This window comes from Duganella dendranthematis, assembly GCF_012849375.1.
GTDB classification, from domain to species: Bacteria; Pseudomonadota; Gammaproteobacteria; order Burkholderiales; family Burkholderiaceae_D; genus Rugamonas; species Rugamonas dendranthematis.
The window spans coordinates 1,470,940-1,495,945 of the sequence record NZ_CP051684.1; the positions used below are offsets into that span (position 1 = coordinate 1,470,940).

Here is a 25,006-nt window from a genome sequence, read left to right on the forward strand (position 1 = left end):
AGAAAGTTTGAGGTGCAATATGCTCGATCGTGAAGGGTTCCGGCCCAACGTCGGCATCATCCTGCTGAACGCCCAGAACGAGGTGTGGTGGGGCAAGCGGGTGCGTGAGCACTCATGGCAGTTTCCGCAAGGGGGCATCAAATACGGTGAAACGCCGGAGCAGGCGATGTACCGCGAGCTGGAAGAGGAAATCGGTCTGCGGGCCGAGCACGTCAAGATCGTCGGTCGCACCCGCGACTGGCTGCGCTATGAGGTGCCGGACCATTTCATCAAGCGGGAAATCCGCGGCCACTACCGGGGCCAGAAGCAGATCTGGTTCCTGTTGCGGATGTGTGCGCGCGACAACGACGTCAATCTGCGCCTGACCGACCACCCGGAGTTCGACGCCTGGCGCTGGCACGATTACTGGGTGCCGCTGGACGTGGTGATCGAGTTCAAGCGCGAGGTCTACCAGCGTGCCTTGCAGGAATTGTCGCGCTTCCTGAGCTGGCCGGCCAACGGCCATGATCGCCGCCACCACGGCTCGCGCTACCTGCGCCAGCCGCACGCGCCGCGCGCTCCCCAAGGCGCCGGCGGGGCCAACGACGCCAAGCCGGCGCTGGAAACGGCGGTCGGCGACTGCGGCTGCGACGACAAGCCGGAAGGCGACACCAACAGCGCATGATGCCAAAAAAGCGGGACAGTCTGACTGTCCCGCTTTTTTTCCGTACAATGGCGGCCTATGTTCAATCCTTCATCCGACGATGTGCGCCGCTTCTTCTGCGAAGCCTACCGCAAGCAGCAGGCCAACGCCATCCTGAGCCCGATCGAGACCATGGCGGCCGACTGGATCCGCCACCATCCCGAATACCACGACGTGCTGGCCGACGTCGAAACGGCGCTGACGCGCAACTACCAGGTCGAAGGCGCCCAGGCCAATCCCTTCCTGCATCTGTCGATGCACTTGTCGATTGACGAGCAGATCTCGATCGACCAGCCGCCCGGCATCCGCGCGCTGGCGACAGCGCTGACGCTGAAGCTGGACGACGCCCACGCGGCGCAGCACGAAATCATGGAATGCCTGGGCGAGATGATCTGGAACGCCCAGCGCAGCGGCACCCCGCCGGACGCCGCCGCCTACCTCGAAGCCATCCAGCGCCGCCTGTAAACCCGGGTTCCGAAGTTCGAAGTTTAGCGGTGGGTGGCCAGGGTGCCCGGCAGGCTGTGCAGGTAAGCCGCCAGGTCCTGGATGTCCTGGTTGCTCAACGGCTTGACCTGGCCGGTCATGATGGCGTTGCTGCGGCCGTTGGCGCTGTCGCCGCGCTGGTAGGCTTTCAGCGCGTGCACCAGGTAGTCGCGGTGCTGGCCGGCCAGTTTCGGATAGCTGGGGTCGATCGGCGTATTGAAGTCCTTGCCGTGGCAGCTAAAGCAGGCGTATTTCTCGGTCAGCGCCTTGCCGGCGTCGATGTTGCCGGCCGCGTGGGCGCCGGCGGCGATCAGGGCGCAGGCGACCGCGGCGATGGTGTTTTTCATGAATGCACTCCTCATTTCGGGTCCGCCGTGCGGGTCTGCGCCGCATAGAATGCCGCCACATCGGCGATGTCCTGGTCGCTCAGGCTGGCGGCGATGCCGCGCATCGACGGGTGCTTGCGCGCCCCTTTTTTATAATCCTGCAGCGCGTTCTCGATGTACTTGGCCGACTGGCCGCCGATCATCGGGACCGGAAACACTTCGGGGAAGGTGGCCTTGTAGCCGGGAATGCCATGGCAGCCAATGCACATTTCGATCTTGGCTTTGGCGTTCTGGACGTTGCCCACAACCTCCGCGGCGACGGCGACGTGGGCGACTTGGGTGATCGCTGCGAGCACGAGGAGTGCGGTGAGTTTTTTCATGGTGTCTCTAAGTAAGTAATCGGACAAGCGCGGTACTGCGATCTCGGATACTTCTACCACGGGTCAAGTGTATTGACTTTTGTTCTATATGCTCAAGGATTCTAACCCAAGTATTTTTTAGAAACAACACGCGCTGCCGTGCGGACCGAGCCCCCACTCTAGCGTTTCCTTCTATACTGTTTTATCTTTTCTCCACCGGGATATCCGCATGACCGCCGCTCGCTTTGAAGGTTCCGCCCAATACGTCGCCACCGCCGACCTGAAACTGGCCGTCAACGCCGCCCTCACCCTGCAGCGCCCGCTGCTGATCAAGGGCGAGCCGGGCACCGGCAAGACCATGCTGGCCGAGGAGGTCGCCGCCGCGCTCGACCGCCCCTTGCTGCAATGGCACATCAAGTCCACCACCAAGGCGCAGCAGGGCCTGTACGAGTACGACGCCGTCTCGCGCCTGCGCGATTCGCAGCTGGGCGACGAGCGGGTGCGCGACATCCACAACTACATCGTCAAGGGCGTGCTGTGGCAGGCGTTTACCGCGCCGGAACCGGTGGTGCTGCTGATCGATGAGATCGACAAGGCCGATATCGAGTTCCCCAACGATTTGTTGCGCGAGCTGGACCGCATGGAGTTCTATGTCTACGAGACCCGCGAAATGGTGCAGGCGGTGCACCGGCCGCTGGTGATCATCACCTCCAACAACGAGAAGGAGCTGCCGGACGCCTTCCTGCGCCGCTGTTTCTTCCACTACATCAAGTTCCCCGACCGCGATACGATGGCGCAGATCGTCCAGGTGCACTACCCGCACCTGAAGCAGGAGCTGCTGGCGCAGGCGCTGCAGACCTTTTACGAGGTGCGCGACGTCCAGGGCCTGAAGAAGAAGCCGTCCACCTCGGAATTTCTCGACTGGCTCAAGCTGCTGATGGCGGAAGACATCCCGCCGGCGGCGCTGCGCAGCCAGGACCAGAAGGCCATCGTGCCGCCGCTGCACGGCGCGCTGCTGAAGAACGAGCAGGACATCCACCTGTTCGAACGCCTGATCGCCATGGCGCGCCATAATCGATGAACTCGTCGATGAACTCGTCGATGAACACGCCGCTGAGCACGACGTTCGACACGCCGCTGCCGGTCACGCTGGAGCTGCACGGCGTGCGGCTGGAGCCGCTGGCCGCGCACCACGCCGACGGCCTGCGCGCGGCCGCCAGCGACGGCCAGCTGTGGAATCTGCGCGTCACTTCGGTGCCGGAACCGCACGAGGTCGACGCGTATATTTTCAAGGCCATCGAGCAGCGCCCCACCCGGCTGGCGTTTGCCGTGATCGACAGCGCCAGCGGCGCCTTGATCGGCACCACCAGCTACCACGACATCGTGCCGGCCATCGGCCGCACCGAAATCGGCTACACTTGGTACGCCACGCGCTGGCAGCGCACCCACGTCAACACCACCTGCAAGCTGCTGCTGATGACGCACGCCTTCGAGACCTTAGGCGCGGCGCTGGTGGGGCTGCGCACCGACAATTTCAACCACGCCTCGCAAGCGGCCATCGAGCGCCTCGGCGCCAGGAAGGACGGCGTGCTGCGCCACCACGCGCTGCGCCGCGACGGCACCGTGCGCGACACCGTGATGTACAGCATCGCGGCCGGCGAGTGGCCGGAGATCAAGGCCCATCTGCGCGACAAGCTGGCGCGCCACGGAGTGCGCTGAGATGCTGATCGATTTCTTCTTCACGCTGAAAGACGCCAAGATCCCGGTCACGATCAAGGAGTTTTTGACGCTGCTGGAAGCCATGCAACAGCGCGTGATCAGCAACTCGCTGGACGATTTCTACTACCTGGCGCGCCTGACGCTGGTCAAGGACGAGGCCCACTTCGACAAGTTCGACCGCGCCTTTGGCCTGTATTTCAAGGGCATCAGCGCGACCTTCGACCAGCAGGGCAATGTGCCGCTGGACTGGCTGGTACAGCGCATGAAGCGCGAGCTGACACCGGAGCAGATCGCCGCGCTGGAGAAATTCGGCTACGACAAACTGATGGACCGCCTGAAGGAGCTGCTGGACGAGCAGAAGGCGCGCCACGAGGGGGGCAACAAGTGGATCGGCACCGGCGGCACTTCGCCGTTCGGCCATGGCGGCACCAATCCCGAGGGCGTGCGCATCGGCGGCAAGGGCGGCAACCGCACCGCAGTCAAGGTGTGGGAGGCGCGCAGCTACCAGGATTACGACGGCGAGCGCGAGATCGGCACCCGCAACATCAAGGTGGCGCTGCGCCGGCTGCGCAAGTTTGCGCGCCAGGGCGCGGCCGAGGAACTGGCGCTGGACGCCACCATCCGCGCCACCGCCAGCAACGCCGGCTACCTCGATATCAAGATGCAGCCGGAGCGCAAGAACAATATCAAGGTGCTGATGCTGTTCGACGTCGGCGGCACCATGGACGACCATATCGAGCGCACCGAGGAACTGTTTTCGGCCGCCAAGTCGGAGTTCAAGAACATGGAGTTCTTCTACTTCCACAACTGCGTCTACGACTATGTGTGGAAGAACAACCGGCGCCGCCATTCGGAGCGCTTCCCGACCTGGGACATCCTGCGCAAATACCCGCCCGACACCAAGCTGATCTTCGTCGGCGACGCCACCATGAGTCCGTACGAGATCCTGCAGCCGGGCGGCTCGGTCGAGTACAACAACGAGGAAGCCGGCAGCGCCTGGCTGGCGCGCTTCACGGCAGCGTTCCCGAAATTCGTCTGGCTCAATCCGGAACCGGACACCATCTGGCAGTACCGCCAGTCGATCGACATCATCCGCCAGCTGATGAACAACCGCATGTTCCCGCTGACCATGAACGGCCTGGAGCAGGCAATGCGCACGCTCAGCAAATAAGTATTTAACAAAAAGAAACTATGTTAAATATATTGAAATCCGTGAAACAAATTGCTACAAATCTTAAGTTGTAGCACAAGCGTGCAGCTCTTAGCCTGACGGGCTATGTCCATACTGCTTTCTTTTCGTCGTCTGAGCGCGCGCCTGCGCGCCGCCAGCCCGCGCAGCATCGCTGCGGCGGCCACCTTGCTGCTGGCCGGGTTTTTCCTGCTCGATCTGGGCAGCGGCCCGACCATCTCCTTCGGGCTGTTTTATACGCTGTCGGTGGTGCTGGTGGCGTGGCGGCTGGGGCGCGCCGCCACTGTGCTGGCCGTGCTGGCCGCCAGCGCCGCCCGCGTCGCCGATTTCTACCTGAACCGCCATCACGACGGCGCCCTGATGCTGGTCTACGATCTGCTGCAAAGCGCGGCCGGCTACGGGCTGGCGGCGCTGCTGGCCTGGCAGGGCCGCCAGCTGTTCGAGCGCACCGCGCGCCACGCCCGCCATTTCCAGCACCAGGCGCGCCGCGAACGGCGTCAGCGCCGGCTGGAGGCCACCATCCGCCGCGCGGTGCTGGCCGATGTGCCGGCCATCATCGCGCTGACCAATGCCGGCGGCGAAGACGGCGCCTTCGACCAGAATGTGATGGACGCGGTACGCCAGGCCGCGCTGACCACCACCTTCAGCCAGGGCATCATCGATGGCGCCGCGTTGCGCGACGTCTGGAATGGCGGCCAGACCGTGGTGCCGATCGAGTTCTGGGTGTCCGAACGCAATGGCCAAGTGGCCGCCTATATGATGGTGCTGGGCGTGGACGGCAACAAGGGACCGGAGCGCGAACTGCATGCGCTGGCGGTGGCGCCGCCCTTCCGCAACACCGGCCTGGGGTCGGCGATGGTGAATTTCTTCTGCCTGCGCTACCAGCAGCGGCGCCTGGTGATCGCCACCAAGTCCGACTCGCAGATGATGCAGATGCTGGTGCGGCGTAACTTTCAGCAGCTCACCAGCGACAAGGGCTATGACATCATGGTGCGCGACTAGCGCCTACGGCAGCTGCAGGCGGTAGCCGACCGCCGTTTCCGTCAGCAGGTAGCGCGGCTGGGTGGGGTCGGCTTCCAGCTTGTGGCGCAGGTGGCCCATGTAGATCCGCAAATAATGGCCGTTCTCCGACTGCGACGGCCCCCACACGGCGCGCAGCAGTTGCGGGTTGGTCATCACGCGGCCGGCGTTGGCCACCAGCACCGCCAGCAGCCGGTATTCGGTCGGCGTCAGGTGCACGTGGGCGCCGCCGCGCGTCACGCGCCGGTTCTGCAAATCCACCGCGACGTCGCCAAACTGCACCAGCCCGCTCTGATCGGCGGCCGGCTGGCGCTGCCGCCGCAGGGTGGCGCGCACCCGCGCCAGCAGTTCGCCGACGCCGAACGGTTTGCTCAGGTAGTCGTCGGCGCCGGCGTCCAGCGCGCGGATCTTGTCGGCTTCGTTGACGCGCGCCGACAGCACGATCACCGGCACGCTCGACCATTTGCGCAGGTCGGTGACGAAGTCGATGCCGTCGCCATCCGGCAGGCCGAGATCGAGCACGATCAGGTCCGGTTTGCGGGTGCCGGCGTCGATCAGGCCGCGTTGCAGGCCGCCCGCTTCGAAAACCTGCCAGCCCTCCTCTTCCAGCGCGGCGCGCACGAAGCGGCGGATTTGCGGTTCGTCTTCGACCAGCAAGGCGGTCGGTGCGGTGTCAGTCATGGACTTCCTCGTCCGGCATGGCCGGTGGTGTGCCGAGTGGCAGGGTAAAGGTAAAGGCGGCGCCGCCCAGCGCGCCACGGCCGGCGCTAATGCGGCCGCCGTGCGCTTCGACGATGGCGCGGCAGATCGCCAGCCCGAGGCCGACGCCCGGCTTGGCCGATTCGCGTTCGCCACGGGTGAATTTTTCAAACAGCGCTTCTTCGCGGCCGGCCGGCAGGCCGGGGCCGTCGTCGTGCACGGTGACGTCGAGCCAGGCGCCGTGCAGCGCGGCGGCGATTTCGATATGGGCGCCGGGCGGCGTGTATTTGGCGGCGTTTTCCAGCAGGTTGACCAGCACCCGTTCGATCAGCACGGCGTCATAGCGCAGCAGCGGCAGCGCGGGCGCCAGCCTGGTGCTGACCTGGTGCCCTTTAAGGGCGCTGCCGGCGGCGCGCAGCGCGCTGCCGACCACTTCTTCCAGCGGTTGCCATTGCAGGTTGAAGTGCACTTCGCCGCTCTGGATGCGTGCCATGTCCAGCAGGTTGGCCACCATGGTGCTCATGCGCAGCGCTTCGTCGTGCAGCGCGCGCGCGGTGTCCTGCTGGGCGTCGCTCAGCGCCGGGCGTGAGCCGGTCAGCGCTTCCGACAGGCCGACCAGTGAGGTCAAGGGCGTGCGCAGGTCGTGCGACAGCGCCGCCAGCAGCGAGTTGCGCAGCCGCTCGGTTTCCATGCTGACCAGCGCGCCCTGGGCCACTTCGATGTAGTGCACCCGCTCCAGCGCGATGGCGGCCAGCGCGGCGAAGGTGTCCAGCTGTTGCCGCTGCTCGGGAATCAGCATCCAGCGTCGCTGCTGCGGTTCGATCGCCAGCACGCCGCGGGTACGCATCGGCGCCACCAGCGGCAGGTAGAAGATGCGGCTGGCCGGCAAGGTGTCGGTGCCGAGGCCGGCCGGTTCGGCGCGGTCATAGGCCCATTGGGCGATGCCGGTGTCGAGCACCGACAGGTGGGCGCCGCTGTGGCCATGGCGGTGACTGCTGCCGGCGCCGGCGTCCGGCAGGGCCGCCGGGTTGGCGTGCTCCGGCGGCGGTAGTTGCAGCCGGCCGGCGTCGTCCGGCAACAGCAGCGTGGCGCGCGCGCGGAATGCTTGCTGGATCACGCGCCGGGTGGTGTCGTAGATTTGTTCGGTTTGCAGGGCGCCGGACAGTTCGCGGGCGAATTCGTACAGCGCCCGCGCCCGCCGTTCGCGCTGCGCCGCGACGCGCGCCTGGAAGCGCAGGTCGGCAGTCAGGTGGCCGGTGATCAGGCCCACCGCCAGCATGACGATGAAGGTGATCAGGTATTGAAAGTCGGTCACGGCCAGCGTGAAGCGCGGCGGCACGAAGAAGAAGTCGAAGCAGGCTACGCTGACGCAAGTCGCCAGCACCGACGGTCCGCGCCCGAAGCGCACTGCCACCAGCACCACCACAAGCAGGAACAGCATGGCGATGTTGGCCAGGTCCAGCCAGGCCAGCAGCGGTGTGGTGATCAGCGCGGTGGCGACGCTGGCCGCCGCCGCCACGCCATAGCCGATGACGCGCCGGCGCTGGAGCGCGCCGGCGGCAGCGTCGTCGCCCTGTCCGGCCGCGTTGCCAGTCATCCCGCCCGCTGCCCCGACAGCGCCATCACTGGCTGCCGCGCCGCCGTTCATGGCGGCGCCGGCCGTTCCGCCGTTGGCGCTGTCGGCGCTAGCTGCGTTGCCGCCGCTGGCGCTGCCGACGTTGCCGCCCCAGCCGCCGCCGGCGTCACCGCCCCAGCCGCCCGGCGCATCGTACGGGTCGGCGTCGGCATGGCTGCTGCGCGCCGGCGCCGGCTGGTTGCGCGGGACGCCGATTTCGATCAGGTCGAGGTCGGGCGCCAGTTGCGCCAGCCGCTTCAGCGGCGCCGTGCGCCACGGCCACGGCCAGCTTCGCTGCATCCTTCCCAGCACCAGCTTGGACAGGTTGTGACTGCGCGCGTAGTCGAGCGCGGCCGCCGCCAGATCGGCGCCGGACAGCACGGCGGTGGTCGCGCCCAGGTCTTCGGCCAGCTTCAGCGTCTTCAGGATCTGTTCGCGCTGCGCCGCCGGCAGCCGTTGCAGGGCCGGCGTTTCGACGTACACGGCGTGCCAGCCGGTGCCCAGCTGGCCGGCCAGCCGCGCCGTGCTGCGCACCGTGTGTTCGCCGCCCGGACCGGGGCCGACGCAGGCTAGCAGCGCGGCGCCGGTCTTCCAGATGTCGGCGATCGATTTTTCCACGCGGTAGGCGCGCACGTCGTCTTCGATGCGGTCGGCGGTGCGCCGCAAGGCCAGTTCGCGCAGCGCGATCAGGTTGCCCTTGCGGAAGAAGTTCTTGGAGGCGCGCTCGGCCTGGGCGGCCTGGTAGACCTTGCCGCTTTGCAGGCGCGCCAGCAGTTCGTCGGCCGGCACATCGACCAGCACCACTTCGTCGGCCTGGTCGAACACGGTGTCCGGCACGGTTTCGCCGACCCGCACGCCGGTGATGCCGCCGACCACGTCGTTCAGGCTTTCCAGGTGCTGGACGTTGACGGTGGTGAGCACGTCGATGCCAGCGTCCAGCAGTTCTTCGATGTCTTGCCAGCGCTTTGGATGGCGTGAGCCGGGCGCGTTGCTGTGCGCCAGTTCGTCCATCAGGATCAGCGGCGGCTGCGCGGCCAGGGCGCCGTCGAGGTCGAATTCGGCGAGCTGCTTGCCGCGGTAGGCCACCTGGCGCGGCGGCAGCAGCGGCAGCCCGGCCAGCATGGCGGCAGTGTCGGCGCGGCCGTGGGTTTCCACCACGCCGACCAGCACCGGCTGGCCGTCGGCCTGCAGTTTGCGGGCGGCCGCCAGCATGGCGTAGGTCTTGCCGACGCCGGCCGAGGCGCCGAAGTAGATGCGCAGCCTGCCGCGCGCGGCGCGGCGCTCCTGCGCCTGCACCTGCGCCAGCAGCGCATCGGGATCGGGTCGTATGGAGTCGGTGGGGAACATGGCCATGCGCGGATTGTACCTCTTGGCTTAGCCGCGCGCCGGGACGTGGCTGGTGGCCGCCGCCTGGTCCAGCGCAAGGTTCAGCGCCAGCACGTTGACGCGCGCTTCGCCGAAGAAGCCGAACCACTGGCGCTGCTGTTCGCGGGCGATCAGCGCCAGCACCTGCTCGCTGCTGATGCGGCGCGCGGCGGCGATGCGGCCGGCCTGGTAGCGGGCGGCGGCCAGGCTGATCTCGGGATCGAGACCGCTGGCCGAGGCGGTCACCAGGTCGACCGGGATCGCGGCCGTGTTGCTGATGCCAACGGCGGCGTCGGCCGCGTGCAGCGCGTCGATGCGGCCTTTGACGGCGTCGATCAGGGCCGGGTTGGTCGGCCCCTGGTTGGCGCCGCCCGAGCCGGCCGCGTTGTTCGGCATCGGCGCGGTGGCCGACGGCCGGCTCCAGAAGTATTGCGGCGAGGTGAAGGCCTGGCCGATCAGCGACGAGCCGACGGTTTTGCCGTTGACGGTCACCAGGCTGCCGTTGGCCTGGTCGGCAAACGCGGCCTGGCCGATGCCGGTCACGGCCAGCGGATAGATGACGCCGCAGACCAGGGTCAGCGCGACGAAGATGGTGAGGGCGGGACGAAGTGGCGATGTCATGGTAAAACTCCTATGTAGCGTCATTCCCGCGCAGGCGGGAATCCATGCTGAATACGGGTCCCGCCTGCGCGGGAAGCCACGTCGCCCAGTGGGCGACTTGACGGGTTAGACGAGGTTGAGGGCGGTCAGCACCAGGTCGATGACCTTGATGCCGATGAACGGCAGGATGATGCCGCCGACGCCGTACAGCAGCAGGTTGCGGCGCAGCAGCGCCACGGCGCCGATGGCCCGGTATGGCACGCCCTTCAGCGCCAGCGGGATCAAGACCATGATGATCAGCGCATTAAAAATCACCGCCGACATGATGGCCGAGGCCGGGCTGGCCAGGTGCATGATGTCGAGCGCCTTCAGCTGCGGGTAGGTGCCGACGAACGCCGCCGGGATGATGGCGAAGTATTTGGCGATGTCGTTGGAGATCGAGAACGTGGTCAGCGAGCCGCGCGTCATCAGCATCTGCTTGCCGATTTCGACGATTTCCAGCAGCTTGGTCGGGTTCGAATCGAGATCGACCATGTTGCCGGCTTCCTTGGCCGCCTGGGTGCCGGAGTTCATCGCCACCGCGACGTCGGCCTGGGCCAGCGCCGGGGCGTCGTTGGTGCCGTCGCCGGTCATGGCCACCAGCCGGCCTTCGGCCTGGTAGCTGCGGATCAGCTTGAGCTTGTCTTCGGGCGTGGCTTCGGCCAGGAAGTCGTCAACGCCCGCTTCGGCGGCGATCGCGGCGGCGGTCAACTTGTTGTCGCCGGTGATCATCACAGTCTTGATGCCCATGCGGCGCAGTTCGGCAAAGCGCTCCTTGATGCCGCCCTTGACGATGTCCTTCAGTTCGACCACGCCCATCACGCGCTCGCCGTCGACCACCACCAGCGGCGTGCTGCCGCGGCGCGAGATGTCGTCAACGCTGCGCGCCACTTCGCCCGGATACTTCTGGCCCAGCGCTTCGACGTACTGGCGCACGGTATCGGCCGCGCCCTTGCGGATCGCGCGCGGGCCGATGTCGATGCCGGACATGCGGGTCTGCGCGGTGAACGGCACGAAGGTCGCGTTCAGGGTCGCCATTTCGCGTTCGCGGATGTTGAACTTCTGCTTGGCCAGCACCACGATGCTGCGCCCTTCCGGCGTTTCGTCGGCCAGCGACGCCAGCTGGGCGACGTCGGCCAGCTGTTGTTCGGTCACGCCCGGCGCCGGCATGAAGGCCGAGGCCTGGCGGTTACCCAGCGTGATGGTGCCGGTTTTGTCGAGCAGCAGCACATCGACGTCGCCGGCCGCTTCCACCGCGCGGCCCGAGGTGGCGATCACATTGGCTTGCATCATGCGGCTCATGCCGGCCACGCCGATGGCGCTCAGCAGGCCGCCGATGGTGGTCGGGATCAGGCATACCAGCAGCGCGATCAGCACCGTGATCGACACCGGCGCGCCACTGCCGGCGGCGGCCACCGAGAACAGCGAGAACGGCAGCAAGGTCACGGTGACGATCAGGAACACGATGGTCAAGGCCACCAGCAGGATGGTCAGCGCGATTTCGTTCGGCGTCTTCTGGCGCTTGGCGCCTTCCACCATCGAGATCATGCGGTCGAGGAAGGTCTCGCCCGGATTGGCGGTGACCTTGACCACCAGCCAGTCTGACAGCACCCGGGTGCCGCCCGTGACGGACGAGAAGTCGCCGCCTGATTCGCGGATCACCGGCGCCGATTCGCCGGTGATGGCGCTTTCATCGACCGAGGCCACGCCTTCGATCACCTCGCCGTCGATCGGGATCACGTCGCCGGCCTCGACCAGGATGTAGTGGCCCTTGCGCAGGTCCAGCGCCGGTTGCGGCAGCCAGGTGGTGCCGTGCTTTGGCGTGGCCAGCTTCTTGGCGGTGACGGTCTGTTTCAGGCTGCGCAGCGACGCCGCCTGCGCCTTGCTGCGGCCTTCGGCCAGCGCCTCGGCGAAGTTGGCGAACAGCACCGTGAACCACAGCCAGACGGCGGTGGCGGCGATGAAACCGAACGGCGCTTCGCCCTGGCCCAGCGCGGCCTGCACCGCCAGCGCGGTGGTGATCAGGCTGCCGACATAGACCACGAACATCACCGGGCTGCGCAACTGGGTGCGCGGGTGCAGCTTGCGGAACGAATCGGCGATGGCCGGCACCAGCAGCTGCGAGTCGAACATATTCAGCTTGCGGGCCGGTGGGTTGGTAAACAGGGTGGCGTCTTTTTGCGTTGTAGTAGACATGGTGATTCCTTATTGGGCAAACAGCTGCAGGTGCTCGACGATCGGGCCCAGCGCCAGCGCCGGCACATAGTTCAGCACCCCGACCAGCACCACCACGCCGCACAGCAGGCCGACGAACATGCCGCCGTGGGTCGGCATGGTGCCGGCGTTGGCGTCGAGGCGCTGCTTGCCGGCCAGCGAGCCGGCGATGGCCAGGATCGGCACGATCATGGCGAAGCGGCCGAACCACATGGCGATCGCCAGCATGCTGTTGTAGAACGGCGTGTTGGCCGACAGGCCGGCAAACGCCGAGCCGTTGTTGTTGGCGGCCGAGCTGAACGCGTACAGGATTTCCGAGAAGCCGTGCGCGCCGGGGTTGGCGATGCCGGCCTTGCCGGCGTCGCACATGACGGCAATCGCGGTGCCGGCCAGCACCAGCGTCGGCGTCACCAGGATGGCGATCGAGGTCATTTTCATTTCATAGGCCTGGATTTTCTTGCCGAGGTATTCCGGCGTGCGGCCGATCATCAGGCCGGCGATGAACACCGCCATGATGGCGAACACCAGCATGCCGTACAGGCCGGTGCCGACGCCGCCGAAGATCACTTCGCCGAACTGGATCAGCAGCATCGGGATCATGCCGCCAAGCGGCGTAAACGAGTCATGCATGGCGTTGACGGCGCCGCACGAAGCGGCCGTGGTGACCGCCGCGAACAGGGTTGAGGCGGAGATGCCGAAGCGGGTTTCCTTGCCTTCCATATAGCCCATGCTCTGGTCGACGTTGAGCGCCTGCAATGCCGGATGGGCGCTCTGCTCGGCGCTCATCACCACGCAGGTGCAGACCACGAACAGCAGCGTCATGGCGCCCAGCACGGCCCAGCCCTGGCGGCGGTCGCCGACCAGGCGGCCGAAGGCGAAGCACAGGCCGGCCGGGATGATGAAGATCGCCAGCATTTGCAGGAAGTTGCTCAGCGCGGTAGGGTTTTCATACGGGTGGGCCGAGTTGGCGTTGAAGAAGCCCCCGCCGTTGGTGCCCAGCATCTTGATGGCTTCCTGCGACGCGACGGGGCCCATGGCGATGGTCTGGGTGGTGGCGGTCAGGGTTTCGGTGACCGGCTGACCCTTGGCGTCGAGCACGGGCTGGCCGTCGGCGCCGGTTTTCGGCTGGCTGTAGGTGACCGGGTCGAGCAGCTGCACTTCCTTGTACGGCGCGAAGTTCTGGATCACGCCTTGCGCCATCAGCACCACGGCCAGGATCAGCGACAGCGGCAGCAGAATGTACAGGGTCGAGCGCACCAGGTCGACCCAGAAGTTGCCGATCGATTTGGCCGAGCGCGACGCGAAGCCGCGAATCAGGGCGTAGGCGACGGCGATGCCGGTGGCGGCCGAGAAGAAGTTCTGGCCGGCCAGCACCAGCATCTGGGTCAGGTAGCTCATGGTCTGTTCACCGCTGTAGCCCTGCCAGTTGGTGTTGGCAACAAAACTGACGGCGGTGTCGAAGGCCGAATCGGGCGAGACGTTGGCCATCGCCTGCGGGTTGAGCGGCAGCCAGATTTGCAGCCGTTGCAGCGCGTAGGTGGCCAGGGTGCCGAGCACGCTGAACGCCAGCAGCGACAGCGCGTAGGTTTTCCAGCTCTGCCCCTCTTTCGGGTCGACCCCGGCCACGCGGTAGATCAGGTTTTCAATTTTGGCCAGCCAGCCGAAGCCGCGCAGCGGGCTGGTGCCGGCGGCGTTGCCGTCGCCGACCCGCGCCAGCACGATGCCGAGCGGCCAGGCCAGCGCCAGCAGCACCGCCAGGAACACGATCAGCAGGATTATCGATTGCATGCTCATCACAGATCCTCCGCTTTCAGCAGGGCCACCACCAGGTAGACCAGCAGGCCGGCGGAAGCAATCGCGCCGATCAGGTAGAACGTGTTCATGGCTGGCCTCCCAGTTTGGCGCAGCCGGCGGCCATGGCCACCGTCAGCAGGTAGAACAGCGCAATCGCGCCGATAAATACTATGTCCATCACACCCTCACAGGTCTTGTTTTGATAGCTTGAAGCTTAGCCAGAAGGGTCTAAAGATTTTGTAAAGACTTGCCGGCGGGGTGTAAACAAAGCGTAAAAATTTATGGTTTCTTTACGCCGGGATGGCGACTCTTTAGACCATTTTTACGGGGGCTTGGCTACGCTGGTTCCATCGCAACCACCTTGGACTATCATGAATTGTTTACACGGCATCTGGGTGCCGCTGGCCACCCCCATGCGCCACGGCGAGATCGACCTGGCGCAGCTGCAACGGCTGGCCGAGCGGGTGATCGACGCTGGCGCCCACGGGCTGGTGGTGTGCGGCACCACCGGCGAGGCGCCGCAGCTGGACCTGGCCGAGCAAAGCGCGGCGCTGGCGGCGGTGCTGGAGGTGGCGCACAAGCGCTGCCCGGTATTGATGGGCATCGGCGGCAGCGACACGTTTGCCGCCGCCAGCCGCGTGCTGCAATTCGACGACGAGGATCTGGCCGGCTATCTGGTGTCGACACCAGCCTATGTGCGGCCATCGCAAGAGGGTCTGGTGCGTCACTTCGAGACCATCGCCGACGCCACCGCGCGGCCGATCGTGCTGTACAACGTGCCGGCGCGCACCGGCGTGACGCTGGAACTGGCCACGGCGCAGCGGCTGGCGCAGCGGCCGCAGTTTGCCGCGATCAAGGAGGCCGGCGGCAGCTTGCAGCAGATGACCGATCTGGTGCAGCAGACGCCGTTGTCGGTGCTGTGCGGCGACGATGTGCTGCTGTTTGCCGCGCTGTGCGGCGGCGCGCATGGGGCGATTTCGGCGTCGGCACACATTCGCACCGATTTGTATGTACAGCTGTTCGATCTGGTGCGCGCACAGCGGCTGGCCGAAGCGCGCGCACTGGCGGCCGCGCTGCTGCCGATGATGCGGCTGCTGTTCTCGGAGCCGAATCCGGCGCCGCTGAAGGCGGCGTTGGCAATGCAGGGTCTGTTGCGCGACGAGCTGCGCCTGCCGATGGTGCCGGCCACCGACAACTGCCGCCAACAATTGGCCGCCGCGCTGGAAAATCTCGATGCGCTGCCGCTGTACCGGCCGGGCAAGGCCACACCGGTCGCCAAAATGATGGAGGCCGTATGATCGTCGCCCTGACTGGTGAAGACGGCGACAGCGCCGTGGCCGATCTGGCCGAAGACTTGGCCATGCTGCGCGTGGCGGCCGGCAAGCGCGTGCTGCTGGTCTCGCCCAATCCGCGCCCCTACGATGCCCAACTGTTCGACGATCTGGTGATCGACGCCTCGCTGCGCAGCCAGGACACGGCGCTGGCCCGCGCCGGCGTGATCCTCGCCCTGCTGCGTCCCGAAGCGCTGGAGCGCGACGGCTGCGCCGAACTGCTGGCGCGCCTGAAGGTCATGCAGAGCGTGAACCCGTCGGCGCGGGTGCTGGTGACGGTGGCGCACGGCCGCCGTCCGCTGACCGCGCACCAGGCCGGCTGCGTGCTGGTGTTCGTCGCCCAGCTACCGCACGCGCGTCTGGCTGACACGCTGGTGCTTGAAGACGGCCACGACACCTACCACTCGCGCCACAGCGAACTGGAACTGCAAGCCTACAAGGAAGACCGCAAGCTGTGCGCACCCGAGGTACGCCACCTGTACCGCGAGATTTTCCCGCAGCACGGCAGCTACCACCACATCGGCGCCTTGATGCCAAGATCCTGCCCGCTCTGAGGCGGGAGGATACAGGGGGTGGGTATCTATTTTTCGCGTTTTACTAAAACGGTCTAAATCGTACTATTTAATACTAGACAGTGATATTTCGTTCTAAGGAAGTGGTTGAGGGAACCAAATCTTGCAGGCGCTCTAACTTTAGTAAGCTTTAGAGTGATTTAGCACTGTGTAGTACTGTTTAGAGGCTTTTAGTAAAAACGCTTTTCAGGGGAACCCACCATGGCTACCCTGCAATTTCCCATGCGTCTACCGCCCAAAGCCGCGCAAGAGCAGCGAAGCCGGTTCAGCGCCGAAGGCCAGGCAAGCGCCGCCGCCATTGCGGCGCGGCGCCCTCCCCGCAGGCTTAGAACACCTTGCTGAAGGTCAGCTGCAGTGCAGTCTTGCCGAGGAATTTGCCGTTGGCGGCTGAGGTGTAGGCCGACTCCTGGGCGTTGGTGCCGATCACCGCCAGCGCGCCGGTCACCGCGCCGAAGTCCTTGGTCAGGCCCAGCTTCCAGTCGGTGTAGGACGCGGCATCGTTATGACGGACATTCTGGCGGCCGCCGTGCAGGTTGACGGTCCAGCCATCGCCGGCGTCGATGTTGGCGCCGATGTCCAGATAGCCGCTGTTCTTGCTGTCGGCAAAGCCGAACAGATTGGTCACCGCATGCGAGTACTTCACGTAAGCCGGGCCATAACCCAGCTGGCCATAGATCTCGGTGGTATTGGCGCTGACCGGCAGGCTATTGGAAGCGTACACATAAGTCAGCACGCCGACGTCATACGCCACATCGGCCGTCACCTGGCCGCGCTTGCCCGCATACAGGTCCAGCTCGACGCTGCCGTCGCCGCCCGCGTCCTTGATCCAGGTGATGGTCGAGGCCCAGGCGCCGGCGTACAGGCCGGTCGGGTTGTTCACATAATCGGCGCCGCCCTGCAAGGCCGGCTGCAAGCGCGTCTGCGAAATGCCGCGATAGCGGTAATCGCTGATCGCCGCCACGTTGAAGCTGACCGCGTTGTCCGGCACGGCGGCCGGCGTGGCGGCCGCGTCTTCGGCGCGTGCGCCGGTGGTCAACAAAGCAGCAACGGCTGCGGCGAGTGCTAATTTTTTCATGCTCTACTTTCTATCAGTGGTGGAAAACTTCGCGGTACAGCCCGTCCATATCGGCCGGGGCGGCGCCGCGAATAACGGTGCTGGCCAGCGTCGCCGACATCACCCGCGACGCGTAGGCGCGCGCCGCAGCGCGCTCCTCGTCGCTGGGCGGGACGTCGCCGCCAACCAGGACAAACAGCACGCGCAGGCCCGGATTGAACATGCGCGCAGCATTCAGGCGGGCGATCAGCTTGTACTGGCTGGCCAGATCGACCTGCTGCGGCGTCACCGGCACGTCGATCGGCACAATCGCCAGCCGCGCGGCGATCAGCGCGGCGCGGCTGGCGGCCGTGTCGCGGCCCTCGGTGTCGATGACGATATCGTTGTAGCGGGTGCGCAGCAGTTCCAGCTCGCCTACCAGCGTGCGGCCGCAGATGGCGCGCGCGGTCACTCTGGGCCGCACGCCGGCCGCCGCCAGTTCGCCGCACCAGGCGCAGGCGGCGGCGCGCGGGTCGGTGTCGACCAGCAGCACGCGGCGGCCGGCGCGCGCCCGCAGTAGCGCCAGGTTGTTGGCGACGATGGTCTTGCCGGCGCCGCCGCTGGGGTTGGCGACGGCGATGATCATGCGGCGGCCCGCTGCGCCAAGGCCGTCATGCGGCCGAATTCGGCGCCCGGCAAGGCCCGCATCACGGCTTCCATCACCTGTCCGGCCAGCGCCCGCGACAGGCACAGCCAGACCTTGACGCGGGCGCCGTGGTCGCACGCCTCGACCCGCATGAATTCCATGCCAGCGCCGCAGGTGCGCATCACCAGCGCCCGCAGGTCGGTCACGGCGGCGGCATCCACGGTCAGCTGCATCAGGCAGCCGCGCGGCGCCGCCGCTGGCGTCGCGCGGGGCGTGCTGCGGGGCGGTTTGGCGCGGCGCTGGGCGGCTTGGGTGTGGAAAAAGGCGTGCATGACTAACCTCCGGGTGAGCGTTTCGATACCTGTCAGCTTAGCGACGGCGTCGTAAAAACGGTCTAAAAAGGCGGGCCTGGGCTGTAAACATCGTGTATAAATTGCGCAGTGCGCAATTTTTGCCCGCGATCAAACGCGGTTGAGGATAGAATACGCATTAATCGCCGCACCTGTACATAAACCCAGTATCAAAAACACAAGCTGCTCACGTATGGCCACCAAAAAACCTGTTTCCGACTATAGCGAATCCTCCATCCGGGTCCTGAAGGGGCTGGAACCCGTCAAGCAACGCCCGGGCATGTACACCCGCACCGAGAACCCGCTGCACATCATCCAGGAAGTGATCGACAACGCCGCCGACGAAGCGCTGGGCGGCAATTGCCATAACATCATCGTCACGCAAAATGCCGACGGCAGCGTCACGGTCGAAGACGACGGCCGCGGCATCCCGGTCGGCCTGCACCCGGAAGAAGGGGTGCCGACGGTGGAAATCGTGTTTACCCGGCTGCACGCCGGCGGCAAGTTCGACAAGGGCAGCGGCGGCGCCTACGCGTTTTCCGGCGGCCTGCACGGGGTCGGCGTATCGGTCACCAACGCGCTGTCCAAGCGGCTGGAAATCACGGTGTGGCGCAAGGAGCCGAACGGCACCGGCCTGCACCACCTGGTGTTCGAAAACGGCGACGTCACCGAACCACTGAGCTCGGTGGTGGCGCCGCGCGACGGCAAGAAATCCGGCACCAAGGTCACGGTGTGGCCGGACGCCAAGTATTTTGATTCGGCGGCGATCTCCACCACCGAGCTGCAACGCCTGCTGCGCTCGAAAGCCGTGCTGCTGCCGGGCGTGTCGGTCACGCTGGCCAACGGCAAGACCGGCGAATCGCAGACCTGGCAATACAACGACGGCCTGCGCGGCTACCTGACCGAAGCACTGGCGCAGTCGACCGACGGCGAGACCTTGATCCCGCTGTTCGAGGGCGAACAGTTCGCCGGCCCGGACGCCGAAGGCTTCGCCGAGGGCGAAGGCGCGTCGTGGGTGGTGGCGTGGACCGAGCAAGGCGCCATCGTCCGTGAATCCTACGTCAACCTGATCCCGACGCCGAACGGCGGCACCCACGAATCGGGGCTGCGCGACGGCCTGTACGGCGCCGTCAAAAACTTCGTCGAAATGCACTCGCTGCTGCCGAAAGGCGTCAAGCTGCTGCCGGAAGACGTGTTCGCGCGGGCCTCGTTCGTGCTGTCGGCCAAGGTGCTGGACCCGCAATTCCAGGGCCAGATCAAGGAACGCCTGAACTCGCGCGACGCGGTGCGGCTGGTGTCGACCTACTCGAAGCCGGCGCTGGAACTGTGGCTGAACCACCATGTCGACTACGGCAAGAAGCTGGCCGAACTGGTCATCAAGCAGGCGCAGTCGCGACTGCGCTCGGCGCAGAAAGTGGAAAAGAAAAAATCCTCCGGCGTGGCTGTGCTGCCGGGCAAACTGACCGACTGCGAATCGACCGACGTCGAGCGCACCGAACTGTTCCTGGTCGAGGGCGACTCGGCCGGCGGCTCGGCCAAGATGGGCCGCGACAAGGAATTCCAGGCGATTTTGCCGCTGCGCGGCAAGGTGCTGAACTCGTGGGAAACCGACAAGGACCGGCTGTTCGCCAACAACGAAATCCACGACATCTCGGTGGCGATCGGCGTCGACCCGCACACGCCGCTGGACAAGCCCGACCTGTCCGGCCTGCGCTACGGCAAGATCTGCATCCTGTCCGATGCGGACGTCGACGGCTCGCACATCCAGGTGCTGCTGCTGACGCTGTTCTTCCGCCACTTCCCCGGCCTGATCGCCAACGGCAATATTTGCATCGCGCGGCCGCCGCTGTACCGGGTCGACGCGCCGGCGCGCGGCAAAAAGCCGATCCAGAAGCTGTACGCGCTGGACGCCGGCGAGCTGACCGCCATCGAAGACAAGCTGCGCAAGGACGGCCTGAAGGAAGGCGCGTGGTCGATCTCGCGCTTCAAGGGCCTGGGCGAGATGAACGCCGAACAGCTGTGGGAAACCACCATGAACCCGGACACCCGCCGCCTGCTGCCGGTGGCGCTGGGCGGCTTTGGCCTGCACGAATCGGCCGCCCGCTTCAACATGCTGATGGGCAAAGGCGAAGCGGCCGCGCGCCGCGCCTGGATCGAAGAACACGGCAACGAAGCCGACGCAGACATTTAATACAAGCACACCATGACTCAAGCAAACCTCTTTGACGAACCGGCGCCGCAGGACGACGACGCCGAGCAAACCACCGACCAGGGCGCGCCGGCGCCGGCCAGCGCCCCCAACGCCGCCGAACCGGGCGTCTCGGACCACCCGGTGCAGCCGGCCGCGCAGGCGGCAGCCCACGCCGCCGCCGAAGCGCACGCCCACGGCCAGCCGCTGCCCGCCGATGACGGTGGCGATGGCAAGGATGATGGCAACGGTGGTGGCAACGGCGGCGGCAACGGCGGCGGCGGCGGCGGCGACGACGGCATGTTCGGCGGCGCCGGCGGCGGTGACGGCGGCGACGCCCTGACGCTGTCGACCTTCGCCGAGCGCGCCTACCTCGACTACGCGATCTCGGTGGTCAAGGGCCGCGCGCTGCCGGACGTGTGCGACGGCCAGAAGCCGGTGCAGCGCCGCATCCTGTACGCGATGAACGAAATGGGCCTGAACAGCAGCGCCAAACCGCGCAAATCGGCCACCGTGGTGGGCGATGTGCTGGGCAAGCTGCACCCGCACGGCGACCAATCCGTGTACGACGCCATGGTGCGCATGGCGCAGGACTTCTCGCTGCGCTACCCGCTGATCGACGGCCAGGGCAACTTCGGCTCGCGCGACGGCGACGGCGCGGCGGCGATGCGCTACACCGAAGCGCGCCTGACGCCGATCGCCAAAGTGCTGCTGGACGAAATCAACCAGGGCACGGTCGACTTCCAGGCCAACTACGACGGCTCGACCGAAGAACCGTGCCTGCTGCCGGCGCGGCTGCCGATGGTGCTGCTGAACGGCGCCTCCGGCATCGCGGTCGGCCTGGCCACCGAGATCCCGTCGCACAACCTGGGCGAGGTGGCGACCGCCGCGGTCGCCATGATCCGCAACCCGAAGATCACCCACAGCGAGCTGATGGCGCTGATGCCGGGCCCGGACTTCCCCGGCGGCGGCCAGATCATCACCCCGCCGCAGCAGATCGCCGACATGTACGCCAGCGGCCGCGGCTCGATGAAAGTGCGGGCCCGCTGGAAGATCGAAGAACTGGCGCGCGGCCAATGGCAGGCGGTGGTGACCGAACTGCCGCCGGGCACCTCGTCGCAAAAAGTGCTGGAAGAAATCGAAGAACTGACCAACCCGAAGATCAAGCTGGGCAAGAAAGCGCTGTCGCCGGAACAGCTGGCGCTGAAATCGCTGATTTTGAATTCGCTCGACACCATCCGCGACGAATCGGGCCGCGCGGCGCCGGTCCGTCTCGTATTCGAACCGAAATCGAAAAACCAGGACCAGACCGAATTCATGCTGATGATGCTGGCGCACACCTCGCTCGAATCGTCGGCCTCGATCAACCTGGTGATGATCGGCGGCGACGGCCGGCCGCGCCAGAAAGGCCTGGGCGAAATCCTCAGCGAATGGATCACCTTCCGCTTCGCCACCGTGACCCGCCGCACGCAGTACAAGCTGGGTAAAGTCGACGCGCGGATCCACATCCTGGAAGGCCGCCAGACCATCCTGCTCAACATCGATGAAGTGATCCACATCATCCGCAACTCGGACGAACCGAAGGCGGCGCTGATGGCGCGCTTCAACCTGAGCGAGATCCAGGCCGAAGACATCCTGGAAATCCGCCTGCGCCAGCTGGCGCGCCTGGAAGCGATCAAGATCGAACAGGAACTGGCCGAACTGCGCAAGGACCGCCAGCAACTGCAAGACCTGCTGGACAACCCGTCGTCGATGAAGCGCGCCATCATCAAGGAAATCGACAACGACGCCAAGACCTTCGGCGACGCCCGCCGCACGCTGATCGAAGAAGCGCAGAAAGCCGTGGTCGAGCAGAAGGTGGTGGACGAGCCGGTGACCGTCATCATTTCGGAAAAAGGCTGGATCCGCGCCCGCAGCGGCATCGGCCACGACGCCGCGCAATTCACCTTCAAGGCGGGCGACGCGCTGTATGGCGCGTTCGAATGCCGCACGGTGGACCACCTGCTGGCATTCGGCAGCAACGGCAAAGTGTATTCGGTGCCGGTAGCGGCCTTGCCGAACGCGCGCGGCGACGGCGTGCCGGTCACCACGCTGATCGACCTGGCGTCCGGTTCACGGCTGTTGCACTACTTCGCCGGCGCCGGCGCCACCCGCCTGCTGCTGGCCAGCAGCGCCGGTTTCGGCTTCGAGAGCAAGGCGGCCGACCTGGTCAGCCGCAACAAGAGCGGCAAATCGTTCATCACACTGGACGACGGCGACGTCCCGCTGCCGCCGACCGTGATTCCGGACACGGCCAGCGCCGTGGCGACCCTGTCGTCGGGCGCGCGGGTGCTGGTATTCGGCATGGATGAAATGAAAGTGCTGACCAACGGCGGCCGCGGCGTGATCCTGATGGAGCTGGGCGACAAGGAAGCCCTGCTGGCGGCCAAGCCGATCAGCCAGAAAGGCGTGACCGTGCACGGCATCGGCCGCGGCGGCAAGGCGCAGGAAGAACGGCTGTCGGCGTCGGCGCTGGCGGTCCACTTCGGCAAGCGCGCGCGCAAAGGCAAGGAACTGGCGACCAAGATCAAGCCGAGCGGCCTGGTGCCGATCGTCTAACCCGCACGGCGGCACACCAGGGTCCGACCCCGCAGGGGTCGTACCCTTTACGGTGCTCAGCGCGCTGCGGCGCATTCATAAGACAAAGGGTCTGACCCCGCATGGGGGTCAGACCCTTTTTTACGCCGTGCGGGTTAGTGCTTAGTGCTTGGCAGCGGCTTCTTTGACTTCAGCGTCGGCCTTGGCTTTGGTGGCGGCGGTTTTGTTCGCGGCCAGGGCTTTGTCTTCGGTGGCGTCAACCGAAGCCTTGATCGCTTTGGCGTCAGCTTTCACCGATTTTTTCTCGGCTTTTTCTTCGGCTTTGGCTACGGCTTTGTCGCCTTTGGCAACTGCTTTAGCTTTGTCTTCTGGATCAGCCTTGGCCACTTTTTCGTTGGCTTTGGCTTGTTCCACGCCTACTTTGGCTTGCTGCTCTTCATGCACCTTATCAGCTTTGGCGATGGCTTTGTTGGCTTTGTGGTCAGCCTTGGCATCGACCTTGGCTTCTTTCTGCTGCGCCTTGGCGACGTCTTTGTTGGCATCGGCTTGTGCCTTAGCAACGTCCGAGGTTTGAGCAAAAGCGGCGGTAGCGAACAGGCCGGCGATCAGGGTAGCGATAATTTTGTTCATGATGTGATCCCTTTCGGTGTTGTTTGAGTAAGTGAGATACAGCTTAAGCCTCGCCCGCTCCGCACACTGTACGCTAGCGTACTAAACCCCCGGTTTATTTTTCCGGCCGGGAATACAGATCGATGATGGTGCCGATCGCGTCCGCACACACCGAGCAGAAGGTGTCGCTGCGGTCGAACATGATGCACTGCATTTCAGGCCGGTAATAACCGGTGGCCTCGTAGTTGGCGCCCTCGAACGCGCCGACCGTGTGGCGGTGCGGATCGCGCGAGAACAGTTCATTGCTCTGCTGCAGATCGCGGCGGAACAGCGCGCTCATCTCCGACTCCGGACGGTTGTCTGCGCGCAGCGCGGCGCGTTCCTTCTGGTAGGCGCGCGACGCGGTCTCGTAAGCTTCTTTCGGCCACGGCGTCGGCAGCGGCGTGCCCTCCTTCACGAACTTCTTCCATTTCAGATTGGCCGGATCGTGCAGCGCGGTGGCGTTCGGTTCCCACGGTTCGCGGCGTTCGCCACCGGTGGCGTAGGCGACCGGCGAGGTGTAGTACTCGTCGGCCAGGCCGGCGAAGTGGTGGCCGAATTCGTGCACGAACAGGTAGTTGGCCCAGTCGTTGTCGGCCGCCGCCGTGCTGAACTGGCCGAAGATGCCGCCGCCGCCGTAGGTTTCGTTGTTGACCAGGATTTCAATGAACTCATACGGCGCGTACTGCGCCAGTTCGCGCAATGCGCGGTTGTCGGTGGTCAGCACGTAACGTTCGCTGCCGAAGATGTCGTAGCGCGCGCCCAGCTTCGACGCATGATGGACGCCGGTCGATGGCCGCGACACGCCCGATTCCTCGGTCGGCAGCGCGATGGCCCAGACGTTGAAGTCCTTGGCGCGCTCCTTGAACGGCGACACCTGGAACAGGTGGTCGGCCAGGCGGCGGGCGGCCGCCTCGAACTTCTTCATCTCGGCCTGGGTGTAGCCGTCGCCGACGATCAGCAGGTCGACCTTGTCTTCCGACGGGCCATTGACGCGGATGCCGATCGGCTTGACCGGCGCCGGCGGCTGCTTGCGGATCACGTCCTGCGCGTCCGGGTTGACGTCGGCGGTCCACACCACCGAGAACAGGTTGCGCTCGTCGCGCTTGAGGATGCGCACGCGCACCGGCTGCTCGGGACGCGGGAAACGCACCGACTCCTCGAAGCCGCGGTTGATACTGGCCGCTTCCTCGGTGCTGCGCCATTCGGCGAATACCGTGCTGAAACCGCGCGAGTACAGCAGCTTGCCGGTCTTGGCATCGACCACTTCAACCATGTTGTTACCGCGGTTAGTGGTGTCGATGGTCTGGCGCAGGTTGCCGGGCCACGGCAGCGGCTCGACCACCACCCGCTCCAGCGCGTAGTGCTCGTCGAGCGCGTTGCCGCTGTGGAGGTAGTCGACGCGCATGGTGGCCGGTTGCGCGGCCAGCGCGGAGGCCGAGGCGCACAGCGCCAGCAGGGAGAGGAGATTGCGGAGCATGGAGGTCCTGACGGTCAGTTGAAAACGTGAGCGTCATTGTAAACCGGGGCCGGCGCTGCGGCGAGTCCGGCGGGCGG

At 65.8% G+C, this 25,006-nt stretch carries 24 protein-coding genes; 10 read left to right on the forward strand and 14 right to left on the reverse strand.

Features of this window, described 5'->3' with window-relative positions:
- Nucleotides 1-19: 19 nt before the first annotated feature.
- Both HH213_RS06830 and HH213_RS06835 read left to right on the forward strand, forming a co-directional pair.
- Nucleotides 20-664, forward strand: a complete 645-nt coding sequence (locus HH213_RS06830) for an RNA pyrophosphohydrolase (RefSeq protein ID WP_229263337.1) — start codon at nucleotides 20-22, stop codon at nucleotides 662-664.
- A gap of 57 nt (nucleotides 665-721) precedes the next feature.
- Nucleotides 722-1,147: a DUF1841 family protein gene (locus HH213_RS06835; protein WP_169111647.1), complete on the forward strand. Its 426-nt coding sequence runs from the start codon at nucleotides 722-724 to the stop codon at nucleotides 1,145-1,147.
- A gap of 23 nt (nucleotides 1,148-1,170) precedes the next feature.
- On the opposite strand, the gene HH213_RS06840 is transcribed toward HH213_RS06835, so the two are convergent.
- Together HH213_RS06840 and HH213_RS06845 are read right to left on the reverse strand one after the other, a co-directional pair.
- Nucleotides 1,171-1,512: a c-type cytochrome gene (locus HH213_RS06840; protein ID WP_169111648.1), complete on the reverse strand. Its 342-nt coding sequence runs from the start codon at nucleotides 1,510-1,512 to the stop codon at nucleotides 1,171-1,173.
- A gap of 11 nt (nucleotides 1,513-1,523) precedes the next feature.
- Nucleotides 1,524-1,871, reverse strand: a complete 348-nt coding sequence (locus tag HH213_RS06845) for a c-type cytochrome (RefSeq protein WP_110845203.1) — start codon at nucleotides 1,869-1,871, stop codon at nucleotides 1,524-1,526.
- 208 nt (nucleotides 1,872-2,079) lie between these two features.
- On the opposite strand from HH213_RS06845, the gene HH213_RS06850 reads away from it, so the two are divergent.
- The 4 genes from HH213_RS06850 (at nucleotide 2,080) to HH213_RS06865 (ending at nucleotide 5,760) form a co-directional block, all read left to right on the forward strand.
- On the forward strand, nucleotides 2,080-2,931 hold the full coding sequence (locus HH213_RS06850; RefSeq protein WP_169111650.1) for an AAA family ATPase: 852 nt from the start codon (nucleotides 2,080-2,082) through the stop codon (nucleotides 2,929-2,931).
- A 20-nt stretch (nucleotides 2,932-2,951) separates the two neighbouring features.
- The gene (locus tag HH213_RS06855) at nucleotides 2,952-3,569 is read left to right on the forward strand and encodes a GNAT family N-acetyltransferase (protein WP_169115006.1); all 618 of its coding nucleotides are present in this window, start codon (nucleotides 2,952-2,954) and stop codon (nucleotides 3,567-3,569) included.
- Between the two features lies 1 nt (nucleotide 3,570).
- Nucleotides 3,571-4,740 (forward strand): vWA domain-containing protein, encoded by a 1,170-nt coding sequence (locus tag HH213_RS06860; RefSeq protein WP_169111652.1) that lies wholly within the window; start codon nucleotides 3,571-3,573, stop codon nucleotides 4,738-4,740.
- A gap of 105 nt (nucleotides 4,741-4,845) precedes the next feature.
- The gene (locus HH213_RS06865; RefSeq protein WP_169111654.1) at nucleotides 4,846-5,760 is read left to right on the forward strand and encodes a GNAT family N-acetyltransferase; all 915 of its coding nucleotides are present in this window, start codon (nucleotides 4,846-4,848) and stop codon (nucleotides 5,758-5,760) included.
- A 3-nt stretch (nucleotides 5,761-5,763) separates the two neighbouring features.
- Here the strand turns inward: HH213_RS06865 and kdpE are convergent, their stop codons facing one another.
- From kdpE to HH213_RS29845, 7 genes are all read right to left on the reverse strand, one after another.
- Complete coding sequence (gene kdpE / locus HH213_RS06870; RefSeq protein ID WP_110845207.1) at nucleotides 5,764-6,459, reverse strand: two-component system response regulator KdpE; 696 nt, start codon at nucleotides 6,457-6,459, stop codon at nucleotides 5,764-5,766.
- Entirely contained in the window at nucleotides 6,452-9,439 is a 2,988-nt protein-coding gene (locus HH213_RS06875) for a DUF4118 domain-containing protein (protein ID WP_169115008.1), read from the reverse strand. Before HH213_RS06875 ends, kdpE begins: the two co-directional genes overlap by 8 nt.
- A 27-nt stretch (nucleotides 9,440-9,466) precedes the next feature.
- Nucleotides 9,467-10,078 carry a potassium-transporting ATPase subunit KdpC gene (gene kdpC, locus HH213_RS06880; protein ID WP_169111656.1) on the reverse strand — a complete coding sequence of 204 codons (612 nt, stop codon included), beginning with the start codon at nucleotides 10,076-10,078 and terminating at the stop codon, nucleotides 9,467-9,469.
- A 105-nt stretch (nucleotides 10,079-10,183) separates the two neighbouring features.
- Nucleotides 10,184-12,292 carry a potassium-transporting ATPase subunit KdpB gene (kdpB, locus tag HH213_RS06885; RefSeq protein WP_110845209.1) on the reverse strand — a complete coding sequence of 703 codons (2,109 nt, stop codon included), beginning with the start codon at nucleotides 12,290-12,292 and terminating at the stop codon, nucleotides 10,184-10,186.
- A 9-nt stretch (nucleotides 12,293-12,301) separates the two neighbouring features.
- Nucleotides 12,302-14,104 (reverse strand): potassium-transporting ATPase subunit KdpA, encoded by a 1,803-nt coding sequence (gene kdpA / locus HH213_RS06890; protein WP_169111658.1) that lies wholly within the window; start codon nucleotides 14,102-14,104, stop codon nucleotides 12,302-12,304.
- Nucleotides 14,104-14,193 (reverse strand): K(+)-transporting ATPase subunit F, encoded by a 90-nt coding sequence (gene kdpF / locus HH213_RS06895; RefSeq protein ID WP_110845211.1) that lies wholly within the window; start codon nucleotides 14,191-14,193, stop codon nucleotides 14,104-14,106. The genes kdpA and kdpF overlap by 1 nt, the downstream gene beginning before the upstream one ends.
- On the reverse strand, nucleotides 14,190-14,282 hold the full coding sequence (locus tag HH213_RS29845) for a potassium ABC transporter ATPase (RefSeq protein WP_199240416.1): 93 nt from the start codon (nucleotides 14,280-14,282) through the stop codon (nucleotides 14,190-14,192). The genes kdpF and HH213_RS29845 overlap by 4 nt, the downstream gene beginning before the upstream one ends.
- 193 nt (nucleotides 14,283-14,475) lie before the next feature.
- Here HH213_RS29845 and dapA point away from each other — a divergent pair, with 193 nt between their 5' ends.
- Together dapA and HH213_RS06905 are read left to right on the forward strand one after the other, a co-directional pair.
- The gene (dapA, locus tag HH213_RS06900; protein WP_229263338.1) at nucleotides 14,476-15,402 is read left to right on the forward strand and encodes a 4-hydroxy-tetrahydrodipicolinate synthase; all 927 of its coding nucleotides are present in this window, start codon (nucleotides 14,476-14,478) and stop codon (nucleotides 15,400-15,402) included.
- On the forward strand, nucleotides 15,399-15,989 hold the full coding sequence (locus tag HH213_RS06905) for a hypothetical protein (protein ID WP_169111660.1): 591 nt from the start codon (nucleotides 15,399-15,401) through the stop codon (nucleotides 15,987-15,989). Before dapA ends, HH213_RS06905 begins: the two co-directional genes overlap by 4 nt.
- A 343-nt stretch (nucleotides 15,990-16,332) precedes the next feature.
- On the opposite strand, the gene HH213_RS06910 is transcribed toward HH213_RS06905, so the two are convergent.
- Genes HH213_RS06910 through HH213_RS06920 form a run of 3 tightly spaced genes read right to left on the reverse strand, consistent with a single transcriptional unit; the run spans nucleotide 16,333 to nucleotide 18,018 of the window.
- Entirely contained in the window at nucleotides 16,333-17,082 is a 750-nt protein-coding gene (locus HH213_RS06910) for a TorF family putative porin (RefSeq protein ID WP_169111662.1), read from the reverse strand.
- 13 nt (nucleotides 17,083-17,095) lie between these two features.
- The gene (locus tag HH213_RS06915; RefSeq protein ID WP_169111664.1) at nucleotides 17,096-17,686 is read right to left on the reverse strand and encodes an AAA family ATPase; all 591 of its coding nucleotides are present in this window, start codon (nucleotides 17,684-17,686) and stop codon (nucleotides 17,096-17,098) included.
- Complete coding sequence (locus tag HH213_RS06920) at nucleotides 17,683-18,018, reverse strand: hypothetical protein (RefSeq protein ID WP_169111666.1); 336 nt, start codon at nucleotides 18,016-18,018, stop codon at nucleotides 17,683-17,685. The genes HH213_RS06915 and HH213_RS06920 overlap by 4 nt, the downstream gene beginning before the upstream one ends.
- Nucleotides 18,019-18,229: 211 nt before the next feature.
- On the opposite strand from HH213_RS06920, the gene HH213_RS06925 reads away from it, so the two are divergent.
- The gene (locus tag HH213_RS06925) at nucleotides 18,230-20,227 is read left to right on the forward strand and encodes a DNA topoisomerase IV subunit B (protein ID WP_110845216.1); all 1,998 of its coding nucleotides are present in this window, start codon (nucleotides 18,230-18,232) and stop codon (nucleotides 20,225-20,227) included.
- Between the two features lie 297 nt (nucleotides 20,228-20,524).
- Nucleotides 20,525-22,822: a DNA topoisomerase IV subunit A gene (parC, locus tag HH213_RS06930; protein WP_169115010.1), complete on the forward strand. Its 2,298-nt coding sequence runs from the start codon at nucleotides 20,525-20,527 to the stop codon at nucleotides 22,820-22,822.
- Between the two features lie 141 nt (nucleotides 22,823-22,963).
- On the opposite strand, the gene HH213_RS06935 is transcribed toward parC, so the two are convergent.
- Complete coding sequence (locus HH213_RS06935; protein WP_110845217.1) at nucleotides 22,964-23,431, reverse strand: hypothetical protein; 468 nt, start codon at nucleotides 23,429-23,431, stop codon at nucleotides 22,964-22,966.
- 94 nt (nucleotides 23,432-23,525) lie between these two features.
- Nucleotides 23,526-24,929, reverse strand: coding sequence for an IgA Peptidase M64 (locus HH213_RS06940; protein WP_169111668.1), 1,404 nt, complete (start codon nucleotides 24,927-24,929; stop codon nucleotides 23,526-23,528).
- Nucleotides 24,930-25,006 lie beyond the last annotated feature (77 nt).

What these genes read in the sequence shown, in the direction of transcription:
- HH213_RS29845 (WP_199240416.1), bottom strand. Translation starts at nt 14,282, where the DNA reads ATGGACATAGTATTTATCGGCGCGATTGCGCTGTTCTACCTGCTGACG.
- HH213_RS06875 (WP_169115008.1), bottom strand. Translation starts at nt 9,439, where the DNA reads ATGTTCCCCACCGACTCCATACGACCCGATCCCGATGCGCTGCTGGCG.
- HH213_RS06935 (WP_110845217.1), bottom strand. Translation starts at nt 23,431, where the DNA reads ATGAACAAAATTATCGCTACCCTGATCGCCGGCCTGTTCGCTACCGCC.
- HH213_RS06845 (WP_110845203.1), bottom strand. Translation starts at nt 1,871, where the DNA reads ATGAAAAAACTCACCGCACTCCTCGTGCTCGCAGCGATCACCCAAGTC.
- HH213_RS06925 (WP_110845216.1), top strand. Translation starts at nt 18,230, where the DNA reads ATGGCCACCAAAAAACCTGTTTCCGACTATAGCGAATCCTCCATCCGG.
- HH213_RS06830 (WP_229263337.1), top strand. Translation starts at nt 20, where the DNA reads ATGCTCGATCGTGAAGGGTTCCGGCCCAACGTCGGCATCATCCTGCTG.
- kdpE (WP_110845207.1), bottom strand. Translation starts at nt 6,459, where the DNA reads ATGACTGACACCGCACCGACCGCCTTGCTGGTCGAAGACGAACCGCAA.
- kdpB (WP_110845209.1), bottom strand. Translation starts at nt 12,292, where the DNA reads ATGTCTACTACAACGCAAAAAGACGCCACCCTGTTTACCAACCCACCG.
- HH213_RS06915 (WP_169111664.1), bottom strand. Translation starts at nt 17,686, where the DNA reads ATGATCATCGCCGTCGCCAACCCCAGCGGCGGCGCCGGCAAGACCATC.
- HH213_RS06920 (WP_169111666.1), bottom strand. Translation starts at nt 18,018, where the DNA reads ATGCACGCCTTTTTCCACACCCAAGCCGCCCAGCGCCGCGCCAAACCG.
- parC (WP_169115010.1), top strand. Translation starts at nt 20,525, where the DNA reads ATGTTCGGCGGCGCCGGCGGCGGTGACGGCGGCGACGCCCTGACGCTG.
- HH213_RS06905 (WP_169111660.1), top strand. Translation starts at nt 15,399, where the DNA reads ATGATCGTCGCCCTGACTGGTGAAGACGGCGACAGCGCCGTGGCCGAT.
- dapA (WP_229263338.1), top strand. Translation starts at nt 14,476, where the DNA reads ATGAATTGTTTACACGGCATCTGGGTGCCGCTGGCCACCCCCATGCGC.
- kdpF (WP_110845211.1), bottom strand. Translation starts at nt 14,193, where the DNA reads ATGAACACGTTCTACCTGATCGGCGCGATTGCTTCCGCCGGCCTGCTG.
- HH213_RS06940 (WP_169111668.1), bottom strand. Translation starts at nt 24,929, where the DNA reads ATGCTCCGCAATCTCCTCTCCCTGCTGGCGCTGTGCGCCTCGGCCTCC.
- HH213_RS06910 (WP_169111662.1), bottom strand. Translation starts at nt 17,082, where the DNA reads ATGAAAAAATTAGCACTCGCCGCAGCCGTTGCTGCTTTGTTGACCACC.
- HH213_RS06835 (WP_169111647.1), top strand. Translation starts at nt 722, where the DNA reads ATGTTCAATCCTTCATCCGACGATGTGCGCCGCTTCTTCTGCGAAGCC.
- HH213_RS06850 (WP_169111650.1), top strand. Translation starts at nt 2,080, where the DNA reads ATGACCGCCGCTCGCTTTGAAGGTTCCGCCCAATACGTCGCCACCGCC.
- HH213_RS06840 (WP_169111648.1), bottom strand. Translation starts at nt 1,512, where the DNA reads ATGAAAAACACCATCGCCGCGGTCGCCTGCGCCCTGATCGCCGCCGGC.
- kdpA (WP_169111658.1), bottom strand. Translation starts at nt 14,104, where the DNA reads ATGAGCATGCAATCGATAATCCTGCTGATCGTGTTCCTGGCGGTGCTG.
- HH213_RS06855 (WP_169115006.1), top strand. Translation starts at nt 2,952, where the DNA reads ATGAACACGCCGCTGAGCACGACGTTCGACACGCCGCTGCCGGTCACG.
- HH213_RS06865 (WP_169111654.1), top strand. Translation starts at nt 4,846, where the DNA reads ATGTCCATACTGCTTTCTTTTCGTCGTCTGAGCGCGCGCCTGCGCGCC.
- kdpC (WP_169111656.1), bottom strand. Translation starts at nt 10,078, where the DNA reads ATGACATCGCCACTTCGTCCCGCCCTCACCATCTTCGTCGCGCTGACC.
- HH213_RS06860 (WP_169111652.1), top strand. Translation starts at nt 3,571, where the DNA reads ATGCTGATCGATTTCTTCTTCACGCTGAAAGACGCCAAGATCCCGGTC.